The sequence below is a fragment of the Bacillus cereus group sp. MYBK139-1 genome (assembly GCF_051916915.1).
GTDB classification, from domain to species: domain Bacteria; phylum Bacillota; class Bacilli; order Bacillales; family Bacillaceae_G; genus Bacillus_A; species Bacillus_A pacificus.
Map to the genome: position 1 here is coordinate 946,512 of NZ_JBQAHO010000001.1, position 26,631 is coordinate 973,142.

Below are 26,631 nucleotides of genomic sequence, written 5' to 3' on the forward strand. Positions count from 1 at the left end.
ACGTGAAGATTACATTAGAGAAAGCGACAGAAAGTGATGCATCAGTTTTATTTCAAATGCAAATAGACTCATTTAGCCCTTTATTAAATAAATATAAAGACTATGAAACAAACCCAGCAAATGAATCTATTGAAAAAACTATTTTTAGAATAAATAATCCCAGCAGTAATTTTTATAAAATTATAATAGATTCGAGACTTGTTGGGGCGATATGTATATCCCAAAAAGAACTACTTTATAAATTTTGGATCAGTCCGATGTTTATTCATCCAATCTATCAAGGGAAAGGAATCGCTCAGAAGGTACTTATTTTAATTGAAGTGATGTTTCCAAAAGCACAATGTTTTGAACTTGCTACGATTTTAGAAGAAGAAAGAAATTGTTTTCTGTACGAAAAAATGGGGTATAAAAGAACAGAAGTAAGAAAGAAATTAAATGATAAAACTACACTAATTTATTACAAAAAAGAAAGGTAAAGCATTTGAAATACGCTTTACCTTTTTCTGTTATTCTAGATTAAATATACAAAAACGATGAATATTCTTCCAAAATAATCGGGTTAGTAATTTTATAGATGAATAAACATACAGAAAAACGTTATTTCGTCGTATATGTTACTAACGCTTTTTGAATGCTTAAAACACTATCGTCACCTTTAAATTCTTTCGTAATTGGTGTACTCAAACTAGATACCCAAATTTTAAGTTCTGCATCTAAATCAAAATGCCCAGCTGTTTCAATGCTGAATTGTGTAATGCTTTTATAAGGGATAGAATGATACTCAGTTTTTTTACCTGATATCCCTTGTTTATCTACTAAAATAAGACGACGATTTGTGAATACGATTAAATCGCGAATTAATTTATAAGCATGTTCAACTTTCTCATCGTCTAACATAATCTTCTCTAAATCACGTTCTACACTTTCTGTACTCGTATTTGATGCATTTCCTAAAATACCGCTGAATAAACCCATAGGAAATTCCTCCTCCATTATTTGTGTAATGTGTTATTTATATTGTACCACGCTCTTGACTAAGAAATAATGACATTACTTTAGTAGTTTCTGGTTATTGTTGTAACGCACTTATATCACCTTGTCTTAAAGTCTTGTGCTAATATGTAAGTAAGAAAAAAGAAGCAGAGGGATATAGTATGAAGAATATCGGTTTAGTATTAGAAGGTGGAGGAATGAAAGGTTTATATACTGCAGGCGTACTCGAATATTTTATGGAAAAAAACTTATTTTTTCCATATGTAGTTGGCGTATCCGCTGGAGCTTGTATGGGAGCAACTTATTTATCACGTCAAAAAGGGAGAAATAAAAAAGTAAATACAGAGCTAGTAGCAGACAATCGTTATATATCTTATCGAAATTTGATTCGAAAACGTGAATTATTTGGAATGGATTTTCTATTTGATGAAGTACCGAATAAAATTGTACCGTTTGATTTTCAAACTTTCTTAAACTCAAATGAACAGTTTGTTATAGGAACGACTGACTGCGAATCAGGACAAGCTATTTATTATAATAAAGCAGAACACGGGAATGATATTTTAAAAATCATTCGTGCATCTAGCTCAGTGCCGTTTATAGCGCCTGCTGTAGAATATGATAATAGAAAATTACTAGATGGAGGAATTATAGATCCTATACCAGTTTTAAAAGCTCAAACTGATGGTTATGAAAAGAACGTTGTAATTATGACAAAGCCAGAAGGATATGAGAAGCAGCGAAATAAATTTTCAGGGCTGGCAAAAATTTTATATAGGAAATATCCGAATATCGCACAATCTTTAGTAGAACATTATCGTTTTTATAATGAGACGATATCTTATATGAATCAAATAAAACAAAAAGACAACTTTTATGTCATTCAACCAAGTGTACAACTTCCTATAAGCGGTATAGAGAGAAATAAAGAAAAACTCGTTAATTTATATAATCTTGGGTATACAGATGCTCAATGTCATTATGAAAACTTATTAAATTGGATAGAAAAATAAAGGGGTGAAAAGTTGAAGTTAGGAAAACAAATTATTTTTAAGGAATTGCAGAACATGCATAGTCCATTGCACAAGCCGTTTCCTTACCGTGCTACAGCAAAATTGCAGCGAACCTTAAAAAGTAAATTTACCGAAGATGACTGTATAAACGCTGATTTTAATCATTATTGGATGCATACAGCAGCAACTTTAAATTCTGTACTAAATGAAAATGAACAGAACATTACGTTTCAGCAAATCAAGTGGTTAAAGAAATCTTTTTTTGAGTGGTTTCCACAATATCGTTTTCTAGAAACAGAGATTATGAAGTATCCCATTTTGTATAGAGATTTCATGAATTATGAAAAGACCCGGAAGCTATTGCTTTATTATCTTACTGAATAAAAATTCAAACGTACAAGTCATGCTGCTTGTACGTTTTTTGTTCATAAAATATACAATATTTACAACTTGTCCATGTAGGTATTTTAACGAGAAAAAAGAAGTACATATAGAATATGTGCGAGGGAGGAGATTGAAGTTTGTTAGCTGTTTTCCTTTCAATTCATGTCCAACTCAAATATTTCGAGTAAAATTCGTTTCTTAATGGTATTATCAAATATCAGGAAAACTAATTTAGAAATGAAGAAGGGACAGGTTTAAAATGGAAAACGTATCAAATGTAGAAAAAGTAGAATCAATAAAGTCTTTACAGTCAACAATCCGTAAACTTGAAAATGCACTCTCTCAGATGACTCAAAAAGGTGCAAATACTACATTAGTGAAAAAACGACTCAAAGCAGCTAGTATCGGCTTAGCTATGTTAGAAAGTATTTGGAATCAAGAAACCCATCATTACACGCAAGAGGATTTAGCAGACGCTCGAAATGTTCTAATTGGTTTGCTTCCATCAATTGAAAAGATTTATGTTAAGTCAAAGCTCGGGAGTCCTCAAAGAACTCTTTTAGAAAGAAGAATAAAATCATTGGAACTTTCTATTCGAGCAATTGATCATTTTTCTAATTAATAACTTCTCTAAACACATATCTTACGACTACTTCTATATAGGGATTCTAATGAAAAAACTACATATAGAATACTACAAAGGAGGAAGAGAGGTGACTACAATAATCAGTCCTAAGTTAGAGAAGCTTAAAAATCAATTAAAGAATGGAAATGAGAAAGTTTTGTATACTTTTTTGCATGAAATAAAGTCAAATCACACGCCACTAATAGAACAATGTCCTTTAGAAAGTCAGCATAAGCTTATAACGTATATATGGTTAGGCGATCAAAATACTGAAAATGTTTATGTATTCGGCAGTTTTCCCGGTTGGGATCAGTCTGTAAATCAATTAAAACGACTGTTACAGACAGATATTTGGTATGTAACGTTTAGGACAAATGAACATTTTATTTCAACTTACTATTTTTCAGTAAACGATTTTTTCGAAAATGATTGGATAAAGCGTAGTGAACAGTATCAACTAGACCAATTTAATAAAAATACATTTGGAGAAGGTACCAATAAAGCGTCTTTGTTAAATATAGAGATGGAAGTAAAGTATAGCAGTCGTTTTCCTTCAACCCATTATCCATCCGGAAAAATTGAAACATATTCATTTCATAGTACGATTTTAAATAACACACGCAAAATTCATATTTATACGCCTCATGATTATTCTCACACTTCACATCTTCAAGAACTTCTCATTGTATTTGATGGGAATTCATTCATTAATGACCTTTCAATCACAAAAACACTTAATTATTTAATTTACGAAAAAGAAATCCCATCTTGTATTGCTGTTGCTATAGATCCTGTTGACCGATTAGAAGAGCTAACTTATAACGATAAAATGAACGCATTTTTAACGAAGGAATTACTTCCGTGGATTCAGGCTAAGTATCGTGCGCATAAAGAAGCGAAACATACAATAATTGCAGGTTTCAGTCTTGGTGGCCTAGCAGCTTTTTATGCAGCACTTCAAAATCCGCATATTTTCGGGAATGTGTTGTCAATGTCTGGATCCGTACATTGGAAAAAAGATGGTTATGAAAATCAAATTCCTTGGATTGAAAATCAAATTTCATCAATAGATTCTAATGCGACTCATCTCTATTCTTACATAGCAGTAGGTGAACTTGAAAACGAACCTCTTTTAACGGCTAATAGACGCCTATATAAAGCTTTAAAAGAAAATAGATACCACAAAACACTTATGAAGAGTTCCAAGGCGGACATGACGGTATTTGGTGGCGAGAAAAGTTGTTTGACGGGTTGAAAGCTTTAAGACTTACAAAAAACACACTATAAAATAAAAAGGAGAAAGAATCTATGAATCAAGAAGAACTAGATAAGAAACTAAAAAAGCAAGAGATTTTAGTAAAAGATGAGAAAGTTTGGTCTTATACGTATGAGGATCATATTAGTTCTATCATTAAAGAAGCAGAAAAGAAAGGGTCTTTTGATAATATGCCTGGTAAAGGGAAACCTCTAAATCTAGATAAAGACCTTTCGTACAATCCTGAAAAGCAACTGTATAGAACGTTAAAGAATAATCATGTTTTACCAAGGTGGATTGAGCTTTCAAAAGAAATTGATGATTTAAAAGAAAGGCTAAAAGAAAATACAAATACTGCAGAAGCAGCGAATTTAATTCGAACTATTAATAAAAAGGTTTTAGAACATAATTTACTTTGTCCACCAAGTGCGCAAAAAACGAGGGTGAAAACGGACTTTTAACAATTTTTCATGAAGCTATCTCTTGCTATATAATTAAGTAAGGCATTTTTAATTCATTATGAAAGGGAGGCAAATGTAATGAAGAATACGTATCAACTTCAAATTCCGAAAGAACTAGAGCAGTATCGTACTATTTTAGAAGAAAGTGTAAAACCGTATATTAAAGTGTCTGGAACATTAGCAGAGACAACGCTTTTTGAGAGTAAGTTTGGTGGATATCCGTATTTACCTATAGATCAAGAGCACCCTAAAGATTCAAATGGACAACCTATGATGTTACTTGCTCAGCTAAACTTTGAAGAAATGCCGCATGTTGAATATATGCCTCAAGAGGGAATGTTACAGTTTTTCGTAAGTGCTGCTGATGAGCTTTACGGAGCAGATTTTGATCAGCCAACAACTCAAAAAGACTTTCGAATTATTTATCATTCTACAATTATAGAAGACTTAAATCAGGTTATTACTGATTTTAGTTATTTAAACACTTTAGAATTAGAGGACTTTATTATACCTGAAGCAGCGAAATTAAAGTTTGAATTGGATTATCAACCCGTAACGTCAGGGGATTATCGATTTGAAAAGATTTTTAGTGAGGATATTGATTGGGAAGAAATTGTTGATGAAGAAAATAACACAGAATTAGGCGAACTGTATGATGATTTATGTAAAGATCAAGGACATAAAATTGGTGGATATCCATTTTTCACACAGACAGATCCGAGAGAATGGGAAGAAAAATACCAACAGCATGACATCTTATTACTGCAAATCGATACAGATGATTCATTAAATATTATGTGGGGAGATTCTGGTGTTGCAAATTTCTTTATAAAAAAAGAAGACTTGTTAAATCTAGATTTTTCCAATGTTATTTACAATTGGGATTGTTATTAAAAATGTATAAATGAAATACTAGCAAGTTAAAAAATCTTCCTGAAGGTGAGGGAGATTTTTTATGTTAAAAATAAACGTTATGTTAACTAGAATATAAAACAATAGGTATAACAAAAGTCAAGCGTAAATAGCAGAAATAACAATAAATAATGTGAAGTTGTAAAACGTGTGTAAATAGCAATAAATTCATACAGTAAAACATAAAATATAATTATTAATTTATGTTTTGTTTAGAAATGATTTTTCTGTATAAAAATTTCACGCTAATCAAAAGTGATTTTAATTCGTTTAATCTGAATCGATTATTGATTCAGATTTGCGGTGATTGATTGTATAGCAAAACAAACGGTAAAAACTGTAGAAATCCGTTTAGATAAGAATTTATGTAAATCTCACTAAAAATCTCCGTTTCGTCTCATTAAGTATAGTTTACTTGGTTTTTGATACCTGATATTGCTTTGTTTCTATAACTACCTATAATATATATTATGTTAACTTACTGAAAATAATAAACTTATTAAATATTAGTATAGGTTGTTATGTCCCCTTTTTCACCGAATCAGTAATGTGTGACTGATTGTGTAGTTATTCGCTTTATCCACTATATAAATTGGATTTTAAATAATAAAAAATACAATTCGTTTAATGTGTTCATTTTAAACGAATTGTATTGATATGATTGCAAATACGTTTTTAAAATTAGTTTTCTACAGCAATTGCTTCGATTTCAATTAATAAGTTATCGTTAATTAACTTTCTAACTTCTACAGCTGAACTTGCTGGAGGATTTTTAGTGTCAATGTATTGGTCTCGAATCTCTCTAACAATGGCCATTTGAGAAATGTCTGTTAGGAAAAATGTTAATTTGACTACATCATTAAATCTTAATTCCGAAGTTTCTAAAGCGCTTTTAATATTTTCGAAAGAGACATATTTTCTTCTATAACATATAACAAAACATATGTTCTTTGTTGCTTATAAGAAGAACTTTACTAAATTAAAACAATTTACATTTACTTCATATTCCTTGTATCTGCTGCTGTAGGATTTACATTTTATATACACAAATAATGAATTTGACAAATTTATGAAATGTACTGTATTTAAGGTGAAAGGTAAAATGATTTCGTTTAAACTACAGATAGCTACAATAACAACATACGTATATTGTTAAACGTAAAAAGGAGAACGAATGAAAAAGAAATATGTAAATCAAATTCATACTGATGTAAGTTTTAAACCGAAAGATATTATAGGTTTAATGACTGATTACTTTAAAATGAAAACAAAGTTGCGTCCTATAAAGAATTTACCTATTGTTTTATCAGATAAAAATAATAAGTCTTTAGAGAGTATTACATGGTTTGGCCATTCTGCTTCTCTTTTAAAAATAGAAGGTAAAACATTGTTATTAGACCCGATGTTTGGAGATGCCTCTTCCCCGTTTCCAGTGTTTAATAGTAAACGTTATAGTGGTTCTTTTTCTTTAGAACGTGAAGATCTGCAAGAAATTGATGCAATTATCATTTCTCATAATCACTATGATCATTTAAATTATAAAAGTATTATGCAATTAAAAGATCGTGTAAAGCATTTCTATGTTCCAACTGGAGTTGCACAATATCTTATTAAATGGGGTGTTTCACCTAGTAAAATTAGTGAGCATAATTGGTGGGATGAAATTATGCTTGATACTATTAAGTTAGTATGTGCCCCTGCAAGGCATTTCTCTGGACGAGGTATGACAGATAGAGATTGTTCGTTATGGTGTTCATGGGCTATCCTTGGTCAAGAAACTAAAGTTTTCTTTAGTGGTGATAGCGGTTATGCGCCTCACTTTAAGGAAATTGGTAATAAATACGGTCCATTCGATCTTACGTTAATGGAATGCGGGCAATATGATCCAAGGTGGTCTGCTATTCATATGTTGCCTGAAGAAACAGTACAAGCTCATATTGATGTAAAAGGAGAATTACTTCTTCCGATTCATTGGGGTGCTTTTACATTAGCATTACACGAATGGAGTGACCCGATAGAACGTGTTACGAAAGAAGCTAACCGTTTAGGAGTTAAAATTACAACACCTCAAATTGGCGAATCTATTACGTTAAAATCTACAGAATATCCTAGGTATGCTTGGTGGCAAAAAGTCTAATTATAATAAAAAGCGAATCTGTCTTATATAAAAGATTCGCTTTTTACTTATTGATTATAATGTATCGTTGACAAACTGATTAAACTTGTCTATTTCTTCAACGAATGGATTATGATTACTTTCTTCAAATTTAGTTAATGTTGCGTTCGGGATCAAATTTGCTATTTCACGAGAAAATATGTAGGGACATTGTGCATCATGCTTACCACAGTATATAAAACTTGGGATTTTTACGAATTTAAGTTTCTGACGAACATCATAATCTTTATATTCAACTTGTCTAAAATAATTTAGCCGATTGCCAACTGTCTTTCCGCTATTCGGCAGTTTTAATGCCTCTTCAAGCTTTTCTTCAGAATAAAAAGACATAAGTGCCCACTCTCTACTTAATGCTTTTCTTTCTTCTTTTACTGTACTATCATCATTTAATGCATTCATAATTGATACGATTCTATTAAATTTTACATTTTTACTACAGTATATACTATCTTTATGAGATGCATATTCCTTGCTCGCCGCTGCGCCACCAACAATTATTTTCGTTAAACTTTCTTGTGCTTCAGTCGCATATACAAGAGCTAACATCCCTCCTGTCGAATGACCAGCAACCCCCCATTTATTAATATATAAAGCTTCTCGAATCGCTTCTAAATCTTTAATCGTTTCGGTCATACTATATTCAGAATCATTTTTTGCCGAATCTGAATTGCCACACCCCTTTAAGTTAACTAAATATACGCTATAATGGTCAGTAAATGGGTTTGCAAAAGTATTTCCATTATCGTTATACTCGCTATACATATGTGTAACGCATAAAGGCGGACCTTCTCCCTTCATAAAATACTCAAAATTGCCTCTAGTAGTTTTGACAATATTTGTTTTCCACATATTGAATCTCCTGTCTAAAATTTTTTATCTGCTTTTTAGTTTTCTGGTACACTGGGCATTTCATTTTCTTCATTACACTCATCCCCATTTGAATTTTCTCCTTAGCTACTCTTCGAATTATTTGAGTTATAATTATTTTGCTGTGTATTGTAGATTACAATTCCTGCTTTTTACAATTGAATTATATTATTTATAGAACTTTCCTGTTTAGCCAATTTTTCATTCCTATAATCTATTAATTTATGATTAGATAAAACAAAATTGTGCTCTAATATGAATTCATTGTAGAGCACTTCAACTAAAAATTTAGGTATCATCTCTCCTACGCCGTAATTATAGTCACTAAGAATCCAAGAAACCTCTTTCCAATCTAAAATTCCTTCTGAGACTTTTTTGGAGTGTGATATGTAAATTCATTAAATAGCTCTACTAGATAAACATACATTCCGCCAGAATATGAAGAATCCTCCCATTTAATAATGCCTTTAAATTGAATTTGGTCATGTGTAACTTTTATATTAGTCTCTTCTTTTATTTCACGAATTGCATTTTCTAAAGGTGTTTCTCCCTTTTCTATCTTTCCTCCTACCCCATTCCATAATCCTTTTACAGGGTCATATTCTCTATTTAACATAAGTATCTCTTCGTTTCTTTTTATAAAACATAAAGTGTGCTTGTACATAATGTAATTCCTTCCTACGTTTTTAATAAGCTCTTACTGGAGATATAAGATGTACTGCTGCAGATTGTGCCCCTGCTTCAATTAATATCGGTCTCATAGAACCACTGAAACTTAAAGTAACCGTTTCTTCTTTTATTGCCCTTAAAGCATCCACCATAAATCGTCCATCGAAAGATATATGTAATTGTTTTTCACCGTGAATCGCATCTATCTGTTGTGTCTCAGATATTTTTCCAATCTGAGAAGCATTAGAAGAAACTTTAATTGTAGATTCGTTTACAATTTCTAAGTTAACATTGTTATTTGCCCATTCGCTTGCTAATAAGCTTGATCGATCTACCCCTTGTAACATTCTTTGTCTATCTATGTTAATGACTGTTTGAAATTTATTTGGAATTAAACTAGATATATTAGGATATTTCCCTTCAATTAATCTTGAATATAATGTAGTTGTGCCGAATGTAAAAATAATGTGGCTTTCTGATAGATAAATAGAAACGAATTCTAAATTGCTGTTCATTAATTTTAAAAGTTCATTAATGGTTGCACTTGGTACAATACAATTCGCTTTCACATTAGTAGAAATTAATGTTTCACGTATAGCTAGTCTATGAGAGTCAGTTGCAGCGCATATTAATTTGTTGTGGTCTAACTCGATATGTACTCCGGTAAGAACGGGCCTAGATTCATTTTTCGCTACTGCAAAGACTGTTTGTTTAAAAGCATCAATTAATTGTTTTGTTTCTATTTGTATTTCTGCATGATCGTCTATTTGTGGTACGTTAGGAAATTCATTCACTGGAAAACTATTTAAGTTTAATGTGATTTCTTCTGATTGTATGGTAATTATTTGCTCATTCTTACTTTTTATTACTATATCGCTTGGCATTTTCTTTATAATTTCAATGAAGTATTTTGCAGGTACAACAATTGTTCCTGCTTTTAAGGTAGTCGTAATTTGTTCGTCATCCATGGAACTAGGGATGAATTTTTCGATAAAAATATTTGAATTACTTGCGATTAAAGTAATTCCAGATTGATTTGCAGTTATTTTTATACCGGATAGTATAGGAATTATAGCTTTGGTAGATATTGCTTTACTTACTTCTGAAAGTGCTTGAGTGAAATGTTTATGATTAACGATAAACTCCATTTTTTCCCCGCCTCATATGAAATGATATTTTTATGTTGCTTGATGAATGATTGTTCCATTAAAAATGTAAGGTACTGTTTCTTTCTTTTGTAAAATGTCTAGTAAATGTTCTGGTATACGCAAATACGGTGCTGCTATATGAAGTTCCATCCAAGTAATCTCTTCGATTTCTTTTGGTCTTGATATATATGTCTCTCCGCCGATTATTTCGCCTAAAAAATTAAAGAAAATTGCATGATGTCCTCTCTCTTCAAAAAAAGCTTCGCTAATGTAACAAATACCATTTACAGTTATATGTAGACCGGTTTCTTCTTTCACTTCCCGAATTAATGCCTCTTCTAACGTTTCTCCTAATTTAACCGCGCCACCTGGTAGTGTGTAATAAGAACCATTCTTTCCTTTGTTTTTTACCATTAAGATCTTTTCGTTTGTTTTATCGTATAAAAGTCCATATGTAACATTTACTTTCTTCATCTAAGTCCACCTCTAATAATAGGAATTTTCTGTCTTTGTTACATTCTACCATTTATTCGTTTTAAAATATAAAAAAGTTAATTGAGCATTTCATTTATCTGTCCTTAATAAAGGTAATAATCGATACCCCTTCATTTCTAAATAAAAAAGAGCGTATTTTGAAAGTAATTATTCAACGTACGCTCTTTATGGTTTGATTGATTCATTTTGGGATTCTATATATTTTCTAACCTTTTTTCCAAATAGTATCGATTATGCCCTTTAGGGTGATCTTCGCTTACTCCAATTACTTTATATCCATGTTTTTTATAAAAAGCAGGTGCCTGAAAGCTAAAAGTATCTAAATTGATTAGACTACACTCTTTTTCAATTGCAAATTCTTCAATAAGTTTTATTAACTTGGTTCCATAACCTTCGTGTCTATATTCTTCAGAAACCCACAGGAAATCAACATGTACGTGATGCCAAAATGTAATTGCAGTTATTCCACCTACTATTTCATCATCTTCATTTTTCACTATAAAACTAATTTTTTCTGAAGGCTTTTTCTCTTCATCTGAAATATGTTTTTGATTATATTCAATTACTTTTTCTCTTATGTAATCACTATCTTCTTGGACCCATTGTTTTACTATTTTCATTTTAATCATCACGCTCCTTTTAAAGTATCTATTCAATTTAATAATCGTAATATCCTGTCTAACTTAATAGTCGTAGTGCACTGTTTCATTTCACTACAATTTTAAAAAGCCGTACTACATTTTATTTGTAGTACGGCTTTTTATCGCTTTTGATTCTTTTTAATTAAAACTTCCGTTAGTTTGAACGTATTAGTAAAATAATTCTATTGTATTACTGCGAAAAAGAATGAACATGCCTAAACCAATTAGAACGATTGGCACGATAATATGACAATTTCTCTCAAGTAATTTAGCTAAAATAAGAGCTCTTAACAATGTGTAGCTAATAAAACACCATATTGCTATCATGCAAAAAAAGATAACTAATGTAACAATATTTGTTGAAGTAAATGCAATAAAAGAAGAAATCATGGTTGTAACCAAAATAAGCCAACTACCTTTATAATAAAATACTGGTATATAAATGAAATGTTTGCCTAATAACAAAGCGGATTAACTATAGTTTTATAATAGCATTCTGATTCTTTTATAAAACAATATGAATATTTTACTTATCTGCTACTTGATTCGGTAATAAATAAACCACTTTATTGCTTCTCAAATCATTTCATTTTAAATTAAGTAAGTGTATTCTTCCTACACAATGGCTAAAAAGGGCAAATTAAATGTTGTGTAATATAAAAAGAGCCCTTTATGAGGACTCTTTTTAAACTTAAGCTACTTTTCGATATAAATGTTGTGTTTCTTTTTTCTTTTCTGCTTTTGGTGGACGAATTAAAATAGATATAACGAAAGAAATAACAGAAAGAACGCCGATTATAATAAAGGTTGGTTCAAATCCTCCAAGAAGCGCCCCGATGAATGATCCTGCAAGCGCACCAAATCCGAACCCTTGGTATACAATCCCGTAATTTGTACTATGGTTTTTTAAACCGAAGTAATCCCCAACAATGGCTGGGAAAATTGTAATATTACCACCAAAGCAAAAGGCTACGCTGGCTACACAAGCGAAATAAATCCCGTAATTTAGTGGAATGAAACTTAAAGCAAAGACTGACAATCCAATAATAACAAACGTTGCAGAGACAATTTTCATTCGACCAATTTTATCTGATAGCGTTCCAAGAATGATTCTACCTACTGTATTAAAAATTGCAATCATTGCGACGGCATTAGCAGCAGTTGCAGCGCTAAGTCCAACGAGCTGCTCTCCAATATCTTTTACCATACTGATTAAATATAGACCACCCATACACGACGTAAATAGCATAAAAAACAAAAGATATACTTGCTTCGTTCGCATCATTTCACGAGGCGTATAATCATTGTGTAACGTCTCAGTTACAGTGTTACTCACTATTGCTTCACGTAAGAAGAACGATCCGATTAATACTAAAAGTAAAACGATGATACCCCAATATAAAAATGCTTGTGATACACCAAGGCTATCGATCAGACTTCCGTTTATATATCTAAAGATTAAGCTACCCATTCCATATGCAGAAACAGATATACCAGAAATAAGTCCTTTTCGATTTGGAAACCATTTAATTAAATTAGATAATGATGTGATATAAGCAGTTCCATCTGCATAACCAACTACTACACCAGCTAATAAATAAAGTAATGGTAAGGAAGAAACTTGTGAACTAAGTATTAAACCGAGTCCCAGCACAATCCCTGCAGTAGCGATGAGTTTTCGAAGCCCTAATTTTTGCTGTAACTTTCCTGCAAATAATGTTGAAAATGATAAAGAGAAGCTTGTAATGGAGAAAGTTATCGCAACGGCATTAAGGTTCCATCCAAACTTACTAACAAGGGGCTGATTAAATAAACTCCATGTGTAAATTGTTCCAAGGCCAATTTGAACAATGATTGTACCTAGAACAATTAGTAACGGATTTATAGAGGTTTGTTTCATACTAACTGTCCCCTTCTTTTATCGTGACATGAATTTTCACAGTTAGTATAACCATCATAAAAAGCAAGATACTGCATGAAAAATGGAAATTGAATTCATGTACACAAAAAGACACTCCATAATGAAGTGTCTTTCTGCAGGTTATATTAGATTTACTTAAAGAAAGCTTTGTTAAGATAAGACATTTTCAAATGCTTATGTATATAGAGTACCAAAAGTTTTCAATCATGTGATGGGACTTAAGATGTATTTTTGATTCATCATATGGTCGGATAAACGAAAAATTAATATTCAATTTCATCAAAATCCTTCGGCTGCGGTACCGTTTGCATATTAGCTGCATCTTTCGGATCGCTATAAATTGCATTTTGCTCTGTATTTACATCTTTAATGTTTTGCTTTTTGTTTTTATTCATTTTATCTTTCACTTTCTCTCACTCCTTTTCATTATAGGAGTAATTATGCCCTATTACCGTTACGAAATGTATCCACGACTAAATTGCTGAATTCACGTAAATAATATAAATAATTATCACCGCCGTAGTTATATCTTTTATTATACATTTTTGCAACAACTACATTATATTCAGGTATTACTAATATAGTTGGTCCCGTAATTCCTAATATTTGATATGATCCTTTTGGTACTCGTTCACCAAGTTCGCTCAACTGTGCAGATTCATTTTGAACGAACCAAAATAACCCGTTTTGTGGTAGTTCATTGTTTGTAAATGTTGGACTCTGTAAACTTGTCGCAATTTCTATCACTTCTTTTGGAACAATTTGTTTCCCGTTTAATACACCTTGATTTAAATGAAGATTTCCCCAATAAGCAAATTCTCTAGCTGAAACAAACAGATTTTTTTCCGTACCGTCATCTACTGTACCAATTGCGCTAATTGCATCTTCATTTGGATCATTAACGACTTCAACTAAATTTTCATCTTGCTGAACTCTCCAACCTGTTTCTTGAAAATTAGCATGTTTAAACACACGCTCTTTTAACAATTCAGGAAAACTTTTGTTATATAGCTGATAAATAAGACGTGTCATCATCCTTACATTAATATCTCTATACGCCCATCCTTGCCCCGGTTCAAATTCACGAAAAATTGTCCCGTCATTCGTTTCTTCTAATCCGTGCGAATGTGTTACTAAATGTCTTATCGTCGTTTTACCAAGCAATACAGGATCAAAGTCTTTAAAATATTTTATCGCTTCATCATCAATAGAATTTATTTTCCCCTCGTAAAGCGCATACGCTATCATTAATCCTAAATAACTTTTTCTAGCAGAAGCAACGTTAAATTGTGAAGATGCTGTTACTCTCTTGTTTGTAGATGTATTTGTGTGATAACCACTATAATGCTCTAGTACGATTTTATTATCTTTTATAATACAAAGTGCTGCTGCAGAACTATGATTTTTTTCTTTTATATTCTCTACCCAAGAAATCAACTTATCATATGTATACAAATGAATCCCCCTTAACACTAATACAAAATTACAGCATGAAAGAAAAGTGCAAAATAATTTTCACACCTTTCTTTCATGTAAAATAGTTTTGATCTTCTATACCTAAATGATCCACCAGTTCCAGCAATTAAAGCAACCGAAACATCCTGCACAACCTACGCATCCACCACATCTGCCGCCACAACCACCGCAGCGTCCGCCACAACCACCGCATCCACCGCAACGACGTACATCGCCTTGGATGTAATAATACGGATATTGATTTTGTTGTTGATCCCAATAAACAACATTACCAGTTTGAAAATCATTAAGGTTTAATGATTGTAGTTCTTGTTGAAACTGATTCATTATGAAACCCTCCATTTATTAATGTAAATTCCGTCCAAATATTAAAGTTAATAAATTTTTGTAAATAAAGTAGAAACAAGACTATAGACTAAATGCGTACATCAACAAAATATGAACTTACACTAGGTGATGTACCTTGTTTTTTAGCCTATTTTCTTATTTTCCTTTTGGCGGACGGATTTACTATTGATAGAGGCGTTTAAAAATTGCTAATCCAACAGTTTAGTAGTTCATCACTTAATTTTCTTTCTAGTAACTCTTTAACTGAAGGTACTGGCATGATTTTATAAGTATGTAAAGCATCTTGATTATAATCAATCCAGTGAAACGCTAAATGAGATTCTTTAGATTTTGGTATGAAATCAATATGTAACTCTTGTGAATCTATCTCAAAAATATGATTGATTTCATGGTGAAGAACTTCTTTATCTTGCCATTGGTTTTCTATGACTCCTAAAAATTGTTTTATACTACAATTTACTCCGAGTTCTTCTTGTAGTTCTCTTATTAATGCATTCTCAGCTGATTCGCCAACTTCAACATGACCACCTGGTAAAAAATAATGATGGCCAATATATTCAGCTACTAACAATTTTTCATCCTTAATCATAACAGCTCGTACAATATGATGAAATTTATTTTTCAATTGCTATTCCTCCCATTCATTTACTTTATATTTGATTAAAATAGTCATTTAATATTGGGATAATATAAATCATAGGTGTTTCATACGGATGAATTTCGTTAATGACTTCAAGGGCATCCTTTACAAGATCCCGTTTGCACTTTATTTCAATTTTACATTCTTGCCCTTTACAAATCTGACCAATTTCCCCGTTAAAAGGCGATGCGTCTTTTAATGGTCTCCAGTATCCTTTCACAGAACTATAGGACAAACAATGATCATATGCTCCCGTTTTACAAGCACCAATTTTATTTAACTCATTCCTCAACATTTCAATGTATTCTTCAGGGATAAATACTTCAATTTTCACTTCAGTAAATTGCATAATTCATTTCAAACCTTTATTACATAATAATTAAACGAATAAGCGATATACTTGCTCACCATCATAATCATGTCCCAATGATTGAAAACCATAACGTTCATATAGTTTCTTAGCAGAGATATTATCTTTATGTACTGTTAATCTAATTTCTTTACATGCCTTAAACGTATTTTTTATTAAGTATATACTTTCTTGTAATGCCGCTTTTCCATAACCGTTACCTTGCTGTGATTGATCAATAATAAATCCGTTAATCCAATACATATCCGATGTCTCTCTTACAACAGCATGCATAATAAAACCAACCATATGGTCGCCATCATATATCACAAATGGCATGTACTCTACATTGTCACCATCTGGTTTTATATATACTTTAGCAAGTGAAACTGCTACGGATGGAACAAATTTCAACTGATTTTCTTTAACTTGTAGCTTTAATGCTTCTTCCCAATTTTCTCTCGTAACAACCTTTAACTGGACATTCAATATTGTAAGCTCCCTTATATAGAGGATGTATGTTTATATTCAACGTAGTGAAACAATTCCCTTTGTCGACACCAACTTATAACATGGTTTTTATAAAATCTTGAATGAATTTTTGTTCATCTATTTCTAATGCTATATGGGCTCCTTCAGATATAGAGCTAGGGCGAAAATCAGCAAATGTTTGTCCTTTCGTATCTCCGTATGTATCTACATTTACTGTACGATGCACAAATTCAAAAAAACTTGGATTTACTAATCCACTTATTGCAACCACATCATGTAGCAAAGGTCCTTCGATAGATGGATTAAGTTTTTTGTATGCGGATAGATAGTAATCATACATTGGTTTCATTATCATATGAAATGGATTCTTTGTATTAGCTTGAATATAGTTAAATACATTTGGTGTTAACACAGCTTTGTTTGTTACATTTAAAGGGAATATTAATAAATTCTTTGCTTGATGGAAAACAATTTTACTTGCTATAGGATCGCCATACACGTTTGCCTCTGCTAATGGCGTAACGTTTCCTACTTCTAAAAAAACACCACCCATGAAATAGATTCCTTTTACATTTAGCATTAAATCATTCCATAAATTAAAAGCAATTGCTAACGAGGTAGATCTTCCTACATCAACAATCGTTAAATCTTTTCCGTACTTTATAAGAATCGCAGCAATACTGCCAAAATTGTATATTGGAATAGATAATACTTTTTCTGGAACATGGATGGGACCTAATCCTTCTGCTCCGTGAATTTCAGGGTAGTACGTAGTGATTTCTTCTGTAAGTGGTTTTGTTGCACCACTAATGACAGGAATGTCTTGTCTATTTGCTAACTGTAAAATATACGCTGCATTATGTGCAGCATGTATATGCTCAACATTTCCGTATCCGGTTACAATACCGACAATTTCAATTTCGGGATGCAGTAAACCATACATAATAGCAAATGAGTCATCAATACCTGGGTCTCCGAAAAATAATACTTTTTCCAAGAAATACCCTCCCTTCACAAAAACATAGAATCATCAATAACTATGTATATGAAAAAAACAAGTATATCTATGCGAATTTTAGAATGGATAATGTTTTACAAGATAGTAAAAAGGAACTAGCGTATGCTAATTCCTTTTTAATTAACCATTCTCAAATTTAATTAATTATCGTATCCATCATAAATTGCATCATTTATTTGATTTTGTGTCTTTTTATTATCAGGTACAGGTTTCCACCAATTTCCTGTAATAAATAACATAGTTAATAAATTATAACTATCACTAAAATAGCTTTCTCTCTTATTCTTCATCCAATCCCAACCGCTATTTACCCACTTTTGATTATTACTATCTGTTATACTTGCAGCAATAAACGGTGACACAAATACAGCAGTTGGATAACTACCAATATTGGATCCGTTTAATTGATAACCATCCACAATTTTAGAAGGAGTTCCATTCGTCTTATTTTGAATCCATGAAGATACTTTATCAGAAATGACTTTACTTCGCTTCTCACCGTACATCGCATAGTCCATTACAATTCTTAAAGGTACTCGACTAGCATTGTAATAATATGCATTTGTATATTCTGACTCATCTAAGAAGTCTTTAGGTGCGGGTTGTGGTGGGTTTTTTACAACGAAATCTGAAATAAGTCCTGTATTGGGAGAGTATTTATTACTAAATTGCGTATAAACATCGTACAAATTATGAATAACAGTAAGCCAAGTTTTATCACCTGTAAATTCATAAAATGCTCTAAGATGTGACATCATCCAATCAGATGGTCTCGTATCAAGTGAACTTTTAGAATCCCAATCTCCTAAATTTAGTCGGTTATTATTTGTAACATTACTAGCTTTAATACCTTTTGTAATCATGTCTTGTGCTTCTTTCAAATAATTAACTGTTCCATTAGATCCCCACTGCTTATGAGCAAGAAGAAGAGAATAGGCAATATCTAAATCCCCATCAGTAGCAGAATCAAAATGACCTTGTGCTTTTTTACTATCTGCGACAACCCATCCCATTAAATTAGGATTTTGAGAGCTTTTAAAAGTTCTTGCTGTTTTAAATAAACCGTCATAGATTTTTTGAGCATTCGAATCATAACCAGCCATTAATACTGTAATTATCATCCCATACCCTTGACCTTCTGAAGTTCCAAGTGGCTTAAATCCATCCGCATCGCCCGTAATCTCTCCGTTTACGTAATAACCACCAGGTAAAGAAGATAAATCATTTTTCAAATATTTCTTTTTCCAATTATCGTAGTAACTTCTTACAGAAGCATTTAAACTTTCCTGTGTAACATGATTCGGTTTTATAACACCTGCATAATTAACTTGCTGGGGAAAGGGTTTCATTTCCTTTGCAGCAGCTACTTGTTGACTAACTACGGGAATAGAATTTTGTACTGAATTGTCCGTTACAATTGCTGCGAGACTAGAATTAGAAAAACTAGCTAGTCCGATTCCTATAATAGAAATACATGTGAAAATTTTTCTTTTTCCATCCATTATGTTGTCAGCTCCTTTTAAAATGCTTACTACATAAAATGTAACATACAATATTTAACTGAAATACAAAATATTATATTTATCAACATAAGAAAGAAACTATATAAAAAAGTATCATAAAATTATGATTGAATTACATTATACGGATTGATCATTTGCTAAATTCCTATGTTTTTCTTTTCTTAATACTGGTATATGAACAATCAAAATTCCAAGTATAGTAATCCCCCCACCAATTATTGAAACAAAAGTCGGTACTTCTCCTAACCATATCCAAGCAACGAAACATGCAGTTATTGGCGTTAAATATAGAGAACTTGTTGCTTCAGAAGCACCAGAATGAGATATGATATAAGCCAATGCGATATATGGGAGTACTGTTGGAAATAAACCTAAATATATAACACTCATATTCACTTCAAGAGGAGCTGCTAGTATTTCTATATACATTCCCGGGAAGAAAATAAGCATACATACCGTACTAGATAGAATTGTATATATCGTAAATGGTAAGAAGCCGTACTTTTTTAAGTAAGAAGTTTGGAAAACAAAATATAAGCTTTCTGAAATCGCTGCTAATAGTATAAACCCCCCCCCACTATTTAATTGAATAGCATCTCCTTGGCTAAATGATATGAGAGCAATTCCTAAAAAACTAATTCCCCCACCGATCCAACCGTTTAATTTCATTTTTTCGTTCAAAAAAATAGAAGCAAGAATTGCCGTTACTATAGGTGTGACGGAAACAATTAAGCTTGCAGACCCAGCATTTACTGTTTTTTCGCCGTAGTTTAATGCGATGTGATAAAAAGTAAATCCTAAAGCACCAAATATAAAAATTGCTGGGATATCCTTTAAATCCGGTAGCCGTAACTTATATATAAAGGAAAACAAAAGAAGTATAAATGAAGCAATTAATAAACGTAGTAAAGTAAGATGCTCAGGTGTATAAGATTCGAGCCCCATACGAATTGCCGGAAAAGCAGTCCCCCATATTAAAATCGTAAAAGCATGAGCACAAATAATCGGAAAATCCCATTTTTTATAATTCATGTTTCTCTCCCCCTTAAAACCAACCACTTTATAATTACCAATTATTTCTTTTCATCATATTTAATAGTTGATACAATGTCTTCAACCAGTTACTTATCGTAAAAACCAACCACTTAGCATTTTTAAAGTAAACGAGGGAGTTTTTTTATGACAATTAATAAAAAACTGCCTAAATATCGGCAGATAGTAGACTATATGAAAGAAAAAATTGAAAATGGAGAATGGCCAATTGGAAGTAAGATCCCTAGTCAAAGGCAGTTAGCAAAATCATTTCAAGTAAATCGTAGCACTGTAATAACTGCACTAGATGAACTTATGGCTGATGGATTGATTCAAGGGAAAATTGGAGCAGGAACAATTGTAACGAATAATACATGGTCATTATTAGCAACGAATCCACCACCTGATTGGAGTGAATATGTAAAGGCCGGTATTCATAAACCAAGCAAGTTAATGGTACGAGAAATAAATGAGGCAGAAGCAAATAACAAACTTATCCATCTTAGTAAAGGCGAACTTGCTCCTCATCTTTTTCCGTTAGAAACGATGCAGTCCATTATGAAAAAAGTAAGTGAGGAATTAGATTATTTTGGATATGAGGAACAAAAAGGGTTTTATCCGTTACGTGAAGCAATAAGTAAATACGTAAAATCATTCGGAATACATACGTCACCGAGTTCCATATTAATCGTCTCGGGTGCATTACAAGCATTGCAATTAATATCAATTGGTCTTTTACATAGAGAGTCCATCGTTTTACTTGAACAACCTTCTTACTTATATTCGCTTCATGTATTTCAATCAGCAAATATAAATTTATCTGGTATAGCTATGGATCATCACGGTGTTTTACCTAACGAATTATCAAAACACATTAAATATAGTAAAAAGAAAAACATTTTATATTCTATCCCTAGTTTTCAAAACCCAACAGGGATATTAATGTCTAAAGAGCGAAGAAAAGAAATAATAAAAATATGTGAAAAGGAACAGTTACCTATTATTGAAGATGATATTTACCGCGAGTTATGGATTGATGAACCACCTCCAGTCCCTTTAAAGTCGATAGATAAACATGGACATGTATTATATATTAGTAGCCTATCTAAAACACTTAGCCCAGGACTTAGAATTGGATGGATTATTGGACCGCAACCAGTTATTGATAGATTGTCAGATATAAAAATGCAAACAGACTATGGATCGAGTTCATTATCTCAAAGAGTTGCTGCTGAATGGATAAATAAAGGTTTTTATGAGGAACATGTTGCAAACGTAAGAATTCAACTAAAAGAACGAAGACAAATCATGATACGGGCTTTAAATGAGTATTGTGCAGATGTTGCAACGTGGGATATTCCTAGTGGTGGATTTTTTATATGGCTAAAGGTAGTACCTAGCATTCCGATGAAGAAATTATTTTCAGAGGCACTATCAAAAGGAGTTCTTTTAAACCCAGGACGTATTTATGAAGAAGAATCAGATCAGTACATACGTTTATCGTATGGATATGCTTCCCCTGAACAAATCACTAACGGGATTAAATTGTTAAGTGAATTAATTCGTAAGCTAATGGCATAACAAAAACTCCTCTTTTTCTATGGAGGAGTTTTTGTATATCTTATTTACCTGTACAGAGATAATAAAGTTGTTTAATTTACAATAAAGTCATTTAAAAAATAATATAGTTGTTTAAAAATCCTTCTTCTACTAACGAGGCAGGTTAGTGGAAGAAATAGCAAGTGGTTTTAACTAGGAGAAGTGTCTTCTGTTTTTTAAATTAAGAATATCGATAAATTAGGATTTATTTACTTAATATTATACTTATTTTCGGACCGAGGCATCTAATCGGTGAGTATATACAAACCAAGTAATGCTTGCTGTTAATAATGTTGACGAAATTAAAGCTGTAAGAACACTATATGTTTGCCAAATAAGTATCGTTGACCAATCGAAGGCAAAAAACATTATACACTGGGCAATCGTAGCGATTAGGAAAATAATTGTTACGATTGTTCTCTTTTTTGTCATCGGCTGCTGCTCATTCGTTTTCCTTTTTCTTAATCCTAAGAAAAATAACAAAACGGCTAATAGACAAAGAATAATTGTGGTAGACGACAAAATGATGTCCAAAAGCTGTGTGCCGCTTATCTCATATGACTGAGCTAGATTGCCGTTTAATATATTTTTAACTTTTAGTACCAGGTTTATATTGGTATTTGCGCCGTTGCTCAGTAAGCAGATGGCTGTTCTTTCATTTGGCAGTATGGCTACTTCGGTACTAAAATTTGGATTACCCCCAGTGTGTTCTATAAACGTTTGTTCGGCGTTTACCGACCAACCTGCCGCATAATACATATCATTGACAGCCGAAACAGACATATCACCCCTATGGGATTTTTCGATGGCCCTGTGAAATATTTCGGGTATGTCCTGCACGATACCCATCTGTATGCCCATCCAACGCGCCATATCTTTTGTATTAGAAATGATATAGCCGGCAGGTTTATTCCCAGCATAATCCGGAGCGTTAAATGGAGTTGTTATAAAAAAGGAAGAACGGTAGCCCTGTGCTAACTGTCCAGTGGCTTGAGCATCTTCTTTATAAACATACGTCTGGTGAAGACCTAAGGGTAGAAATACCTGTTCCTTCATAAAGTCTTCATAGCTTTGTCGTGATACAATCTCAATAACCAAACCCAATACGTCATAATTAACGGTTCCATAGTTATATTGTTCACCGGGAGAGAACGCCAATTCTGCATCTACCAGTGTTTCCACAGTCTTTTGCAACATATCAGGCGTATTACCTTGTGGAATATTTTGAGTATGTCTAATATTTGTTAGGCCGCTGGTATGGTGAAGAAAGTTATTTAGTGTAAGGTTTTGCATATCAACAGGTTTACCTTGATACTTTAACGTAAACCAAGGTAAATATTTTTGGATAGGGTCAGTCATTGATAGCAGCCCTTGCTCTTCCAATAGCAAAATCCCCATACCAGTAAAAGCTTTACTCACCGAGGCCAACTCATAGAGTGTATTTTCACTTGCAGACAGTCCCTTTTCAAGATCTGCATACCCAGAAGAAAAGTAGAACACTTCACCATCAGCAAGTATTGAGAGTGACATTCCAGGCACACCTGACGTACGACAGGCATCATCTAGCAATGCTTGTATTGCCACAGATTTCGAATCTGACAACGCATAACTTTGTGTTGCGAATCCTGAGAATAATATAAATATCGTTAATACAAAAACAAGAGTCTTTTTCATACACTCTCCTTTCTGAAGAATTATAAGGGTATAAATAACTTATTTTTATAACTATAAACTAAATTCTGATTTATATTTCTATTTATCTATATAATATCAAATAATTGTGAAGAGTTACACTTAAACTAACGGGGGCGTTAGTTTAATAAGAAGTAAACAACTTTATTATTCATTTTTTAAGCATTACATAAGCAGATGGATATAATTTGAAACAACTTTAAAGAGCCTTGCTGCATATAGAATGTAGTAAGGCTCTTATCTTTTTTAATCAAAATTCAATAAATTTATTATCACTATACATTACCACAATCTCATTTCCTGTCCCAATAAAATAAGTTCGTCATAAGGATCTCCGTCAATATTTAATACTTGAGCAAAAGCAGGTTCTGTTTTTAAACCGTTCTCTTTTAAGCGAATAATTTCTTCTCTTATATGTGGATGCTGCATTAATAACATGTGTTCTACTATCATATGTCTATACGCATTTTGATTACGCACTGGCTTAGGTTGGGCAAATAATTCAAAATCAAAACCTTCAAATTTAAAATTCATCTTTATTGATTCGATATTTTTAATTTTTTTCTTTTTTATTTTGAATCCTTCATAAGAACCATATAAAGATCTCATTTCTTGTTCAAAAACATCAAAGTTATGTACTTCCATTACTATATCTAAGTCAGATTGAAGCGTATCAATTCTTATAGGTATAGTCCCGCAAAGAACGGGACTATACAAAGCTAAATCCTCCATGATGTTTAGTTTATTCAAAACATCATAAACCTTTTGTTGCTTGTCATTCCCTGATTGTAAATATGTAATAGATGTAAACATGGAAGTCTCTCCTTCATTTCACGTAATACGTGACTCACTAAATTCAAGAAAATTTGTTCTAAGAGTACCTTTATTTCAATATATTAAGACGAATAAAAGATATGTTTCAACTTTTCTCCTATACTGCAATACTATAAAAATAAAAAAGGAGGAATTATTATGAGCATTTTCAATGTTCTTTTAACCATCCACATTTTATTTGGAACAATATGTTTAATTACCGGTATTGTGGCGATGGTTGCTCAAAAGAAGAAAGGGAAACATACGGAATGGGGCGAAATATATCATGCATCCTATGTTGTCATTAGCCTTACTGCAATTATATTATCCATTATAAACTGGGATAAAATCGCATATTTATTTTATGTAGCAATTTTCTCTTATGCTTTTGCCATTTATGGCTACCTTGCACGAAAAAAACGCTGGAAAAATTGGATCCACCACCATATTAGAGGTATGTTAGGTTCTTATATAGGTGCGGTAACCGCACTTTTAGTAAACGTCGGTATTCATATCCCCTTAATTAATTTACTACCACCTATATGGTTTTGGTTTTTACCTACATTGATCGGTATTCCTCTCGTAGCCAGTGTATCAAAAAAATATAAAAAGCGTAGTTAAAATTCATTACATTTTCGTTACTTTCTGACTAAACTTATGAAAAATAATACCCAATGTCGTATTCTTTCGCGTTCGGTTCGTAAAACTAGCAAAAAAAGAATCCAATATGCTTATTGGATTCTTCTTCACGTCTTTTTCATATTTCATTTCAATGTCGGCTCTATGTATTCAATGATATTACCATCTGGATGACGAATTATCATTTTCATACCTGTGGGTACTTGTATTGGTTCAGTAATCATTACGCCGTTATAGTTTAAGATTAGTTCTTTTACTTCGTTGAGATCATCAATTACAATCGTTGCAGCAACATGATTCTTAATTGTTTCTTTTAATTCTTCAATTAAAAGTAAATTTGTAAATCTAATCACAGGCGTTCCGTTCATTTGAAATTCGTGTGGTTTTTCTTGCTTTAATAGTATTTTGTAAAATTCTAGATGAGTTTGTAAGTCTGAAACATAGAGGCGTGGGACAACAGCTAATATATTCATCCTACTTACACTCCTTTTTAGTTTAACTAGATTAATTTAATTATATATTACTCGAAAACCTATATAAACTATTACGTTAAAAACAGTTTCTTTTAATTAAAACTTTAATAATGAATGTAAACGATCCGGATAATTCGTAAACATCCCGTCAACTCCCCATAATAGTAACTTTTTCATGTCTGCTTCATTATCTACAGTAAATGGATGAACTTCTAATCCTTGTTTCTTTATTTTCTTTACGTAAGCTGAATCAATATATTTATAGTTCATTCCAAGACCAATGCAATATGTTTTATACTTTTTTATCTCTAATTCAGTTAATTGAACTGCCTTCTTATAGGATAATAATTGCACCAGGGGTATATTAACATTTAAATTATGAATTTTTTGCAGACTTTCTTCACTAAATGATTGAATAATAACTTTATCCTGTATTTCATAGTGATTAATAATTTCTAATAACTTTTCTTCCATTTCTGGATATTCATCAGGTGATTTTGTTTCAATATAATAGTTCGCGTCATGCCCAAACACTTCAATTACTTCTTCGAGTGTTGGAACTTTAGCATTTTCATATTCTTTCTTTGCTAAATTTGGATACTTTTTATTGTAAGTAGAGCCTGCATTTAGTTGCTTTATTTCTTCTAATGTATGTTCCTTGACTAGTCCTGTACCATTTGTAGTACGATTTAATGTTTCATCATGCATAGCTACTAAATATCCGTCTTTTGTCATTTGGAGATCTATTTCTATATAATCTCCTTTTAATTGTTGTCCTAATGTATAAGCTGCTATTGTATGTTCTGGTGCATACGCAGAAGCTCCTCTATGTGCAATGTTTTTTATATGAGTTGATTGATTAATAGCTTTCGTGTACTTACGTTCATTTACTTTATGAAAAACAAAAGTACCTATTACTATAAAGATGCAAAGTATTGTAACGATATATATCTTTTTCATAATGATGTATTAACTCC

28 protein-coding genes and 4 pseudogenes are annotated in these 26,631 nt (G+C 32.1%); 10 read left to right on the plus strand and 22 right to left on the minus strand.

All coding sequences use genetic code 11. From position 1 onward, the window contains the following. Positions 1–2: 2 nt before the first annotated feature. Positions 3–476, plus strand: a pseudogene (locus tag ACTFRS_RS04860) (GNAT family N-acetyltransferase); the annotation flags it as partial. A 121-nt stretch (positions 477–597) separates the two neighbouring features. On the opposite strand, the gene ACTFRS_RS04865 reads toward ACTFRS_RS04860, so the two are convergent. Further along, on the minus strand, positions 598–975 hold the full coding sequence (locus ACTFRS_RS04865) for a PH domain-containing protein (protein ID WP_000522480.1): 378 nt from the start codon (positions 973–975) through the stop codon (positions 598–600). Positions 976–1,154: 179 nt separating this feature from the next. Between ACTFRS_RS04865 and ACTFRS_RS04870 the strand changes: the two genes are divergently transcribed. The 6 genes and pseudogenes from ACTFRS_RS04870 to ACTFRS_RS04895 all read left to right on the plus strand — a co-directional run bounded on the left by ACTFRS_RS04870 (position 1,155) and on the right by ACTFRS_RS04895 (position 5,625). Beyond that, positions 1,155–2,006, plus strand: coding sequence for a patatin-like phospholipase family protein (locus ACTFRS_RS04870; protein ID WP_139865745.1), 852 nt, complete (start codon positions 1,155–1,157; stop codon positions 2,004–2,006). Positions 2,007–2,018: 12 nt separating this feature from the next. Continuing rightward, entirely contained in the window at positions 2,019–2,390 is a 372-nt protein-coding gene (locus ACTFRS_RS04875) for a YxiJ-like family protein (protein ID WP_098921158.1), read from the plus strand. Between the two features lie 259 nt (positions 2,391–2,649). Further along, positions 2,650–3,012 carry a hypothetical protein gene (locus ACTFRS_RS04880; protein WP_440024101.1) on the plus strand — a complete coding sequence of 121 codons (363 nt, stop codon included), beginning with the start codon at positions 2,650–2,652 and terminating at the stop codon, positions 3,010–3,012. A 91-nt stretch (positions 3,013–3,103) separates the two neighbouring features. Further along, a pseudogene (locus ACTFRS_RS04885) lies at positions 3,104–4,302 on the plus strand (alpha/beta hydrolase-fold protein). A 21-nt stretch (positions 4,303–4,323) separates the two neighbouring features. Beyond that, positions 4,324–4,731, plus strand: coding sequence for a J-domain-containing protein (locus tag ACTFRS_RS04890; protein WP_087997295.1), 408 nt, complete (start codon positions 4,324–4,326; stop codon positions 4,729–4,731). Between the two features lie 78 nt (positions 4,732–4,809). Continuing rightward, complete coding sequence (locus ACTFRS_RS04895) at positions 4,810–5,625, plus strand: YwqG family protein (RefSeq protein WP_431084635.1); 816 nt, start codon at positions 4,810–4,812, stop codon at positions 5,623–5,625. Between the two features lie 699 nt (positions 5,626–6,324). Here ACTFRS_RS04895 and ACTFRS_RS04900 read toward each other — a convergent pair. After that, positions 6,325–6,549, minus strand: a pseudogene (locus tag ACTFRS_RS04900) (RidA family protein); the annotation flags it as partial. Between the two features lie 268 nt (positions 6,550–6,817). Between ACTFRS_RS04900 and ACTFRS_RS04905 the strand changes: the two are divergent. Further along, the gene (locus ACTFRS_RS04905; RefSeq protein WP_440024099.1) at positions 6,818–7,780 is read left to right on the plus strand and encodes an MBL fold metallo-hydrolase; all 963 of its coding nucleotides are present in this window, start codon (positions 6,818–6,820) and stop codon (positions 7,778–7,780) included. Positions 7,781–7,834: 54 nt separating this feature from the next. On the opposite strand, the gene ACTFRS_RS04910 is transcribed toward ACTFRS_RS04905, so the two are convergent. The 16 genes and pseudogenes from ACTFRS_RS04910 to ACTFRS_RS04985 all read right to left on the minus strand — a co-directional run bounded on the left by ACTFRS_RS04910 (position 7,835) and on the right by ACTFRS_RS04985 (position 20,438). Beyond that, entirely contained in the window at positions 7,835–8,668 is an 834-nt protein-coding gene (locus ACTFRS_RS04910) for an alpha/beta fold hydrolase (protein ID WP_440024097.1), read from the minus strand. 170 nt (positions 8,669–8,838) lie between these two features. Continuing rightward, positions 8,839–9,350 (minus strand): annotated as a pseudogene (locus tag ACTFRS_RS04915) (NUDIX hydrolase). Positions 9,351–9,372: 22 nt separating this feature from the next. Beyond that, positions 9,373–10,503, minus strand: coding sequence for a DNA polymerase III subunit beta (dnaN, locus tag ACTFRS_RS04920; protein ID WP_440024095.1), 1,131 nt, complete (start codon positions 10,501–10,503; stop codon positions 9,373–9,375). Positions 10,504–10,533: 30 nt separating this feature from the next. Continuing rightward, positions 10,534–10,977, minus strand: coding sequence for an NUDIX hydrolase (locus ACTFRS_RS04925; protein ID WP_440024093.1), 444 nt, complete (start codon positions 10,975–10,977; stop codon positions 10,534–10,536). A 215-nt stretch (positions 10,978–11,192) separates the two neighbouring features. Then, positions 11,193–11,618: a GNAT family N-acetyltransferase gene (locus ACTFRS_RS04930; RefSeq protein WP_431084632.1), complete on the minus strand. Its 426-nt coding sequence runs from the start codon at positions 11,616–11,618 to the stop codon at positions 11,193–11,195. A gap of 189 nt (positions 11,619–11,807) precedes the next feature. Continuing rightward, entirely contained in the window at positions 11,808–12,029 is a 222-nt protein-coding gene (locus ACTFRS_RS04935; protein WP_277932984.1) for a cadmium resistance transporter, read from the minus strand. Between the two features lie 301 nt (positions 12,030–12,330). Next, on the minus strand, positions 12,331–13,539 hold the full coding sequence (locus ACTFRS_RS04940; protein ID WP_139865733.1) for an L-lactate MFS transporter: 1,209 nt from the start codon (positions 13,537–13,539) through the stop codon (positions 12,331–12,333). A 284-nt stretch (positions 13,540–13,823) separates the two neighbouring features. Next, positions 13,824–13,967: a hypothetical protein gene (locus tag ACTFRS_RS04945; protein WP_000653369.1), complete on the minus strand. Its 144-nt coding sequence runs from the start codon at positions 13,965–13,967 to the stop codon at positions 13,824–13,826. Positions 13,968–13,998: 31 nt separating this feature from the next. Beyond that, positions 13,999–15,015: a serine hydrolase domain-containing protein gene (locus ACTFRS_RS04950; protein WP_242293564.1), complete on the minus strand. Its 1,017-nt coding sequence runs from the start codon at positions 15,013–15,015 to the stop codon at positions 13,999–14,001. A 102-nt stretch (positions 15,016–15,117) separates the two neighbouring features. After that, a complete protein-coding gene (locus ACTFRS_RS04955; RefSeq protein ID WP_001071372.1) occupies positions 15,118–15,363 on the minus strand; it encodes a heterocycloanthracin/sonorensin family bacteriocin in 246 nt (81 codons plus the stop codon). 199 nt (positions 15,364–15,562) lie between these two features. Then, positions 15,563–16,009 (minus strand): NUDIX domain-containing protein, encoded by a 447-nt coding sequence (locus tag ACTFRS_RS04960; protein ID WP_016717612.1) that lies wholly within the window; start codon positions 16,007–16,009, stop codon positions 15,563–15,565. 25 nt (positions 16,010–16,034) lie between these two features. After that, positions 16,035–16,373 (minus strand): divalent cation tolerance protein CutA, encoded by a 339-nt coding sequence (cutA, locus tag ACTFRS_RS04965; RefSeq protein ID WP_440024089.1) that lies wholly within the window; start codon positions 16,371–16,373, stop codon positions 16,035–16,037. A 30-nt stretch (positions 16,374–16,403) separates the two neighbouring features. After that, positions 16,404–16,862 (minus strand): GNAT family N-acetyltransferase, encoded by a 459-nt coding sequence (locus tag ACTFRS_RS04970; RefSeq protein ID WP_062822568.1) that lies wholly within the window; start codon positions 16,860–16,862, stop codon positions 16,404–16,406. Positions 16,863–16,938: 76 nt separating this feature from the next. Further along, positions 16,939–17,862: a nucleoside hydrolase gene (locus ACTFRS_RS04975; protein ID WP_139865729.1), complete on the minus strand. Its 924-nt coding sequence runs from the start codon at positions 17,860–17,862 to the stop codon at positions 16,939–16,941. Between the two features lie 161 nt (positions 17,863–18,023). Further along, positions 18,024–19,385, minus strand: coding sequence for a glycosyl hydrolase family 8 (locus ACTFRS_RS04980; RefSeq protein ID WP_139865728.1), 1,362 nt, complete (start codon positions 19,383–19,385; stop codon positions 18,024–18,026). A gap of 138 nt (positions 19,386–19,523) precedes the next feature. Then, positions 19,524–20,438: a DMT family transporter gene (locus tag ACTFRS_RS04985; RefSeq protein WP_440024085.1), complete on the minus strand. Its 915-nt coding sequence runs from the start codon at positions 20,436–20,438 to the stop codon at positions 19,524–19,526. Positions 20,439–20,585: 147 nt separating this feature from the next. Here ACTFRS_RS04985 and norG point away from each other — a divergent pair, with 147 nt between their 5' ends. After that, the gene (gene norG, locus ACTFRS_RS04990; protein WP_440024083.1) at positions 20,586–22,019 is read left to right on the plus strand and encodes an efflux pump transcription regulator NorG; all 1,434 of its coding nucleotides are present in this window, start codon (positions 20,586–20,588) and stop codon (positions 22,017–22,019) included. A gap of 243 nt (positions 22,020–22,262) precedes the next feature. Here norG and ACTFRS_RS04995 read toward each other — a convergent pair whose 3' ends face one another. Together ACTFRS_RS04995 and ACTFRS_RS05000 are read right to left on the minus strand one after the other, a co-directional pair. Then, positions 22,263–23,711: a serine hydrolase domain-containing protein gene (locus ACTFRS_RS04995; RefSeq protein WP_074615618.1), complete on the minus strand. Its 1,449-nt coding sequence runs from the start codon at positions 23,709–23,711 to the stop codon at positions 22,263–22,265. A 300-nt stretch (positions 23,712–24,011) separates the two neighbouring features. Then, the gene (locus ACTFRS_RS05000; protein WP_242293569.1) at positions 24,012–24,542 is read right to left on the minus strand and encodes a DUF4269 domain-containing protein; all 531 of its coding nucleotides are present in this window, start codon (positions 24,540–24,542) and stop codon (positions 24,012–24,014) included. Between the two features lie 159 nt (positions 24,543–24,701). Between ACTFRS_RS05000 and ACTFRS_RS05005 the strand changes: the two genes are divergently transcribed. Next, the gene (locus ACTFRS_RS05005) at positions 24,702–25,163 is read left to right on the plus strand and encodes a DUF2306 domain-containing protein (protein WP_440024080.1); all 462 of its coding nucleotides are present in this window, start codon (positions 24,702–24,704) and stop codon (positions 25,161–25,163) included. 143 nt (positions 25,164–25,306) lie between these two features. Here ACTFRS_RS05005 and ACTFRS_RS05010 read toward each other — a convergent pair whose 3' ends face one another. Together ACTFRS_RS05010 and ACTFRS_RS05015 are read right to left on the minus strand one after the other, a co-directional pair. After that, positions 25,307–25,654 (minus strand): VOC family protein, encoded by a 348-nt coding sequence (locus tag ACTFRS_RS05010; RefSeq protein WP_242268548.1) that lies wholly within the window; start codon positions 25,652–25,654, stop codon positions 25,307–25,309. Positions 25,655–25,750: 96 nt separating this feature from the next. Continuing rightward, complete coding sequence (locus ACTFRS_RS05015) at positions 25,751–26,614, minus strand: glycerophosphodiester phosphodiesterase (RefSeq protein WP_000725558.1); 864 nt, start codon at positions 26,612–26,614, stop codon at positions 25,751–25,753. Positions 26,615–26,631 lie beyond the last annotated feature (17 nt).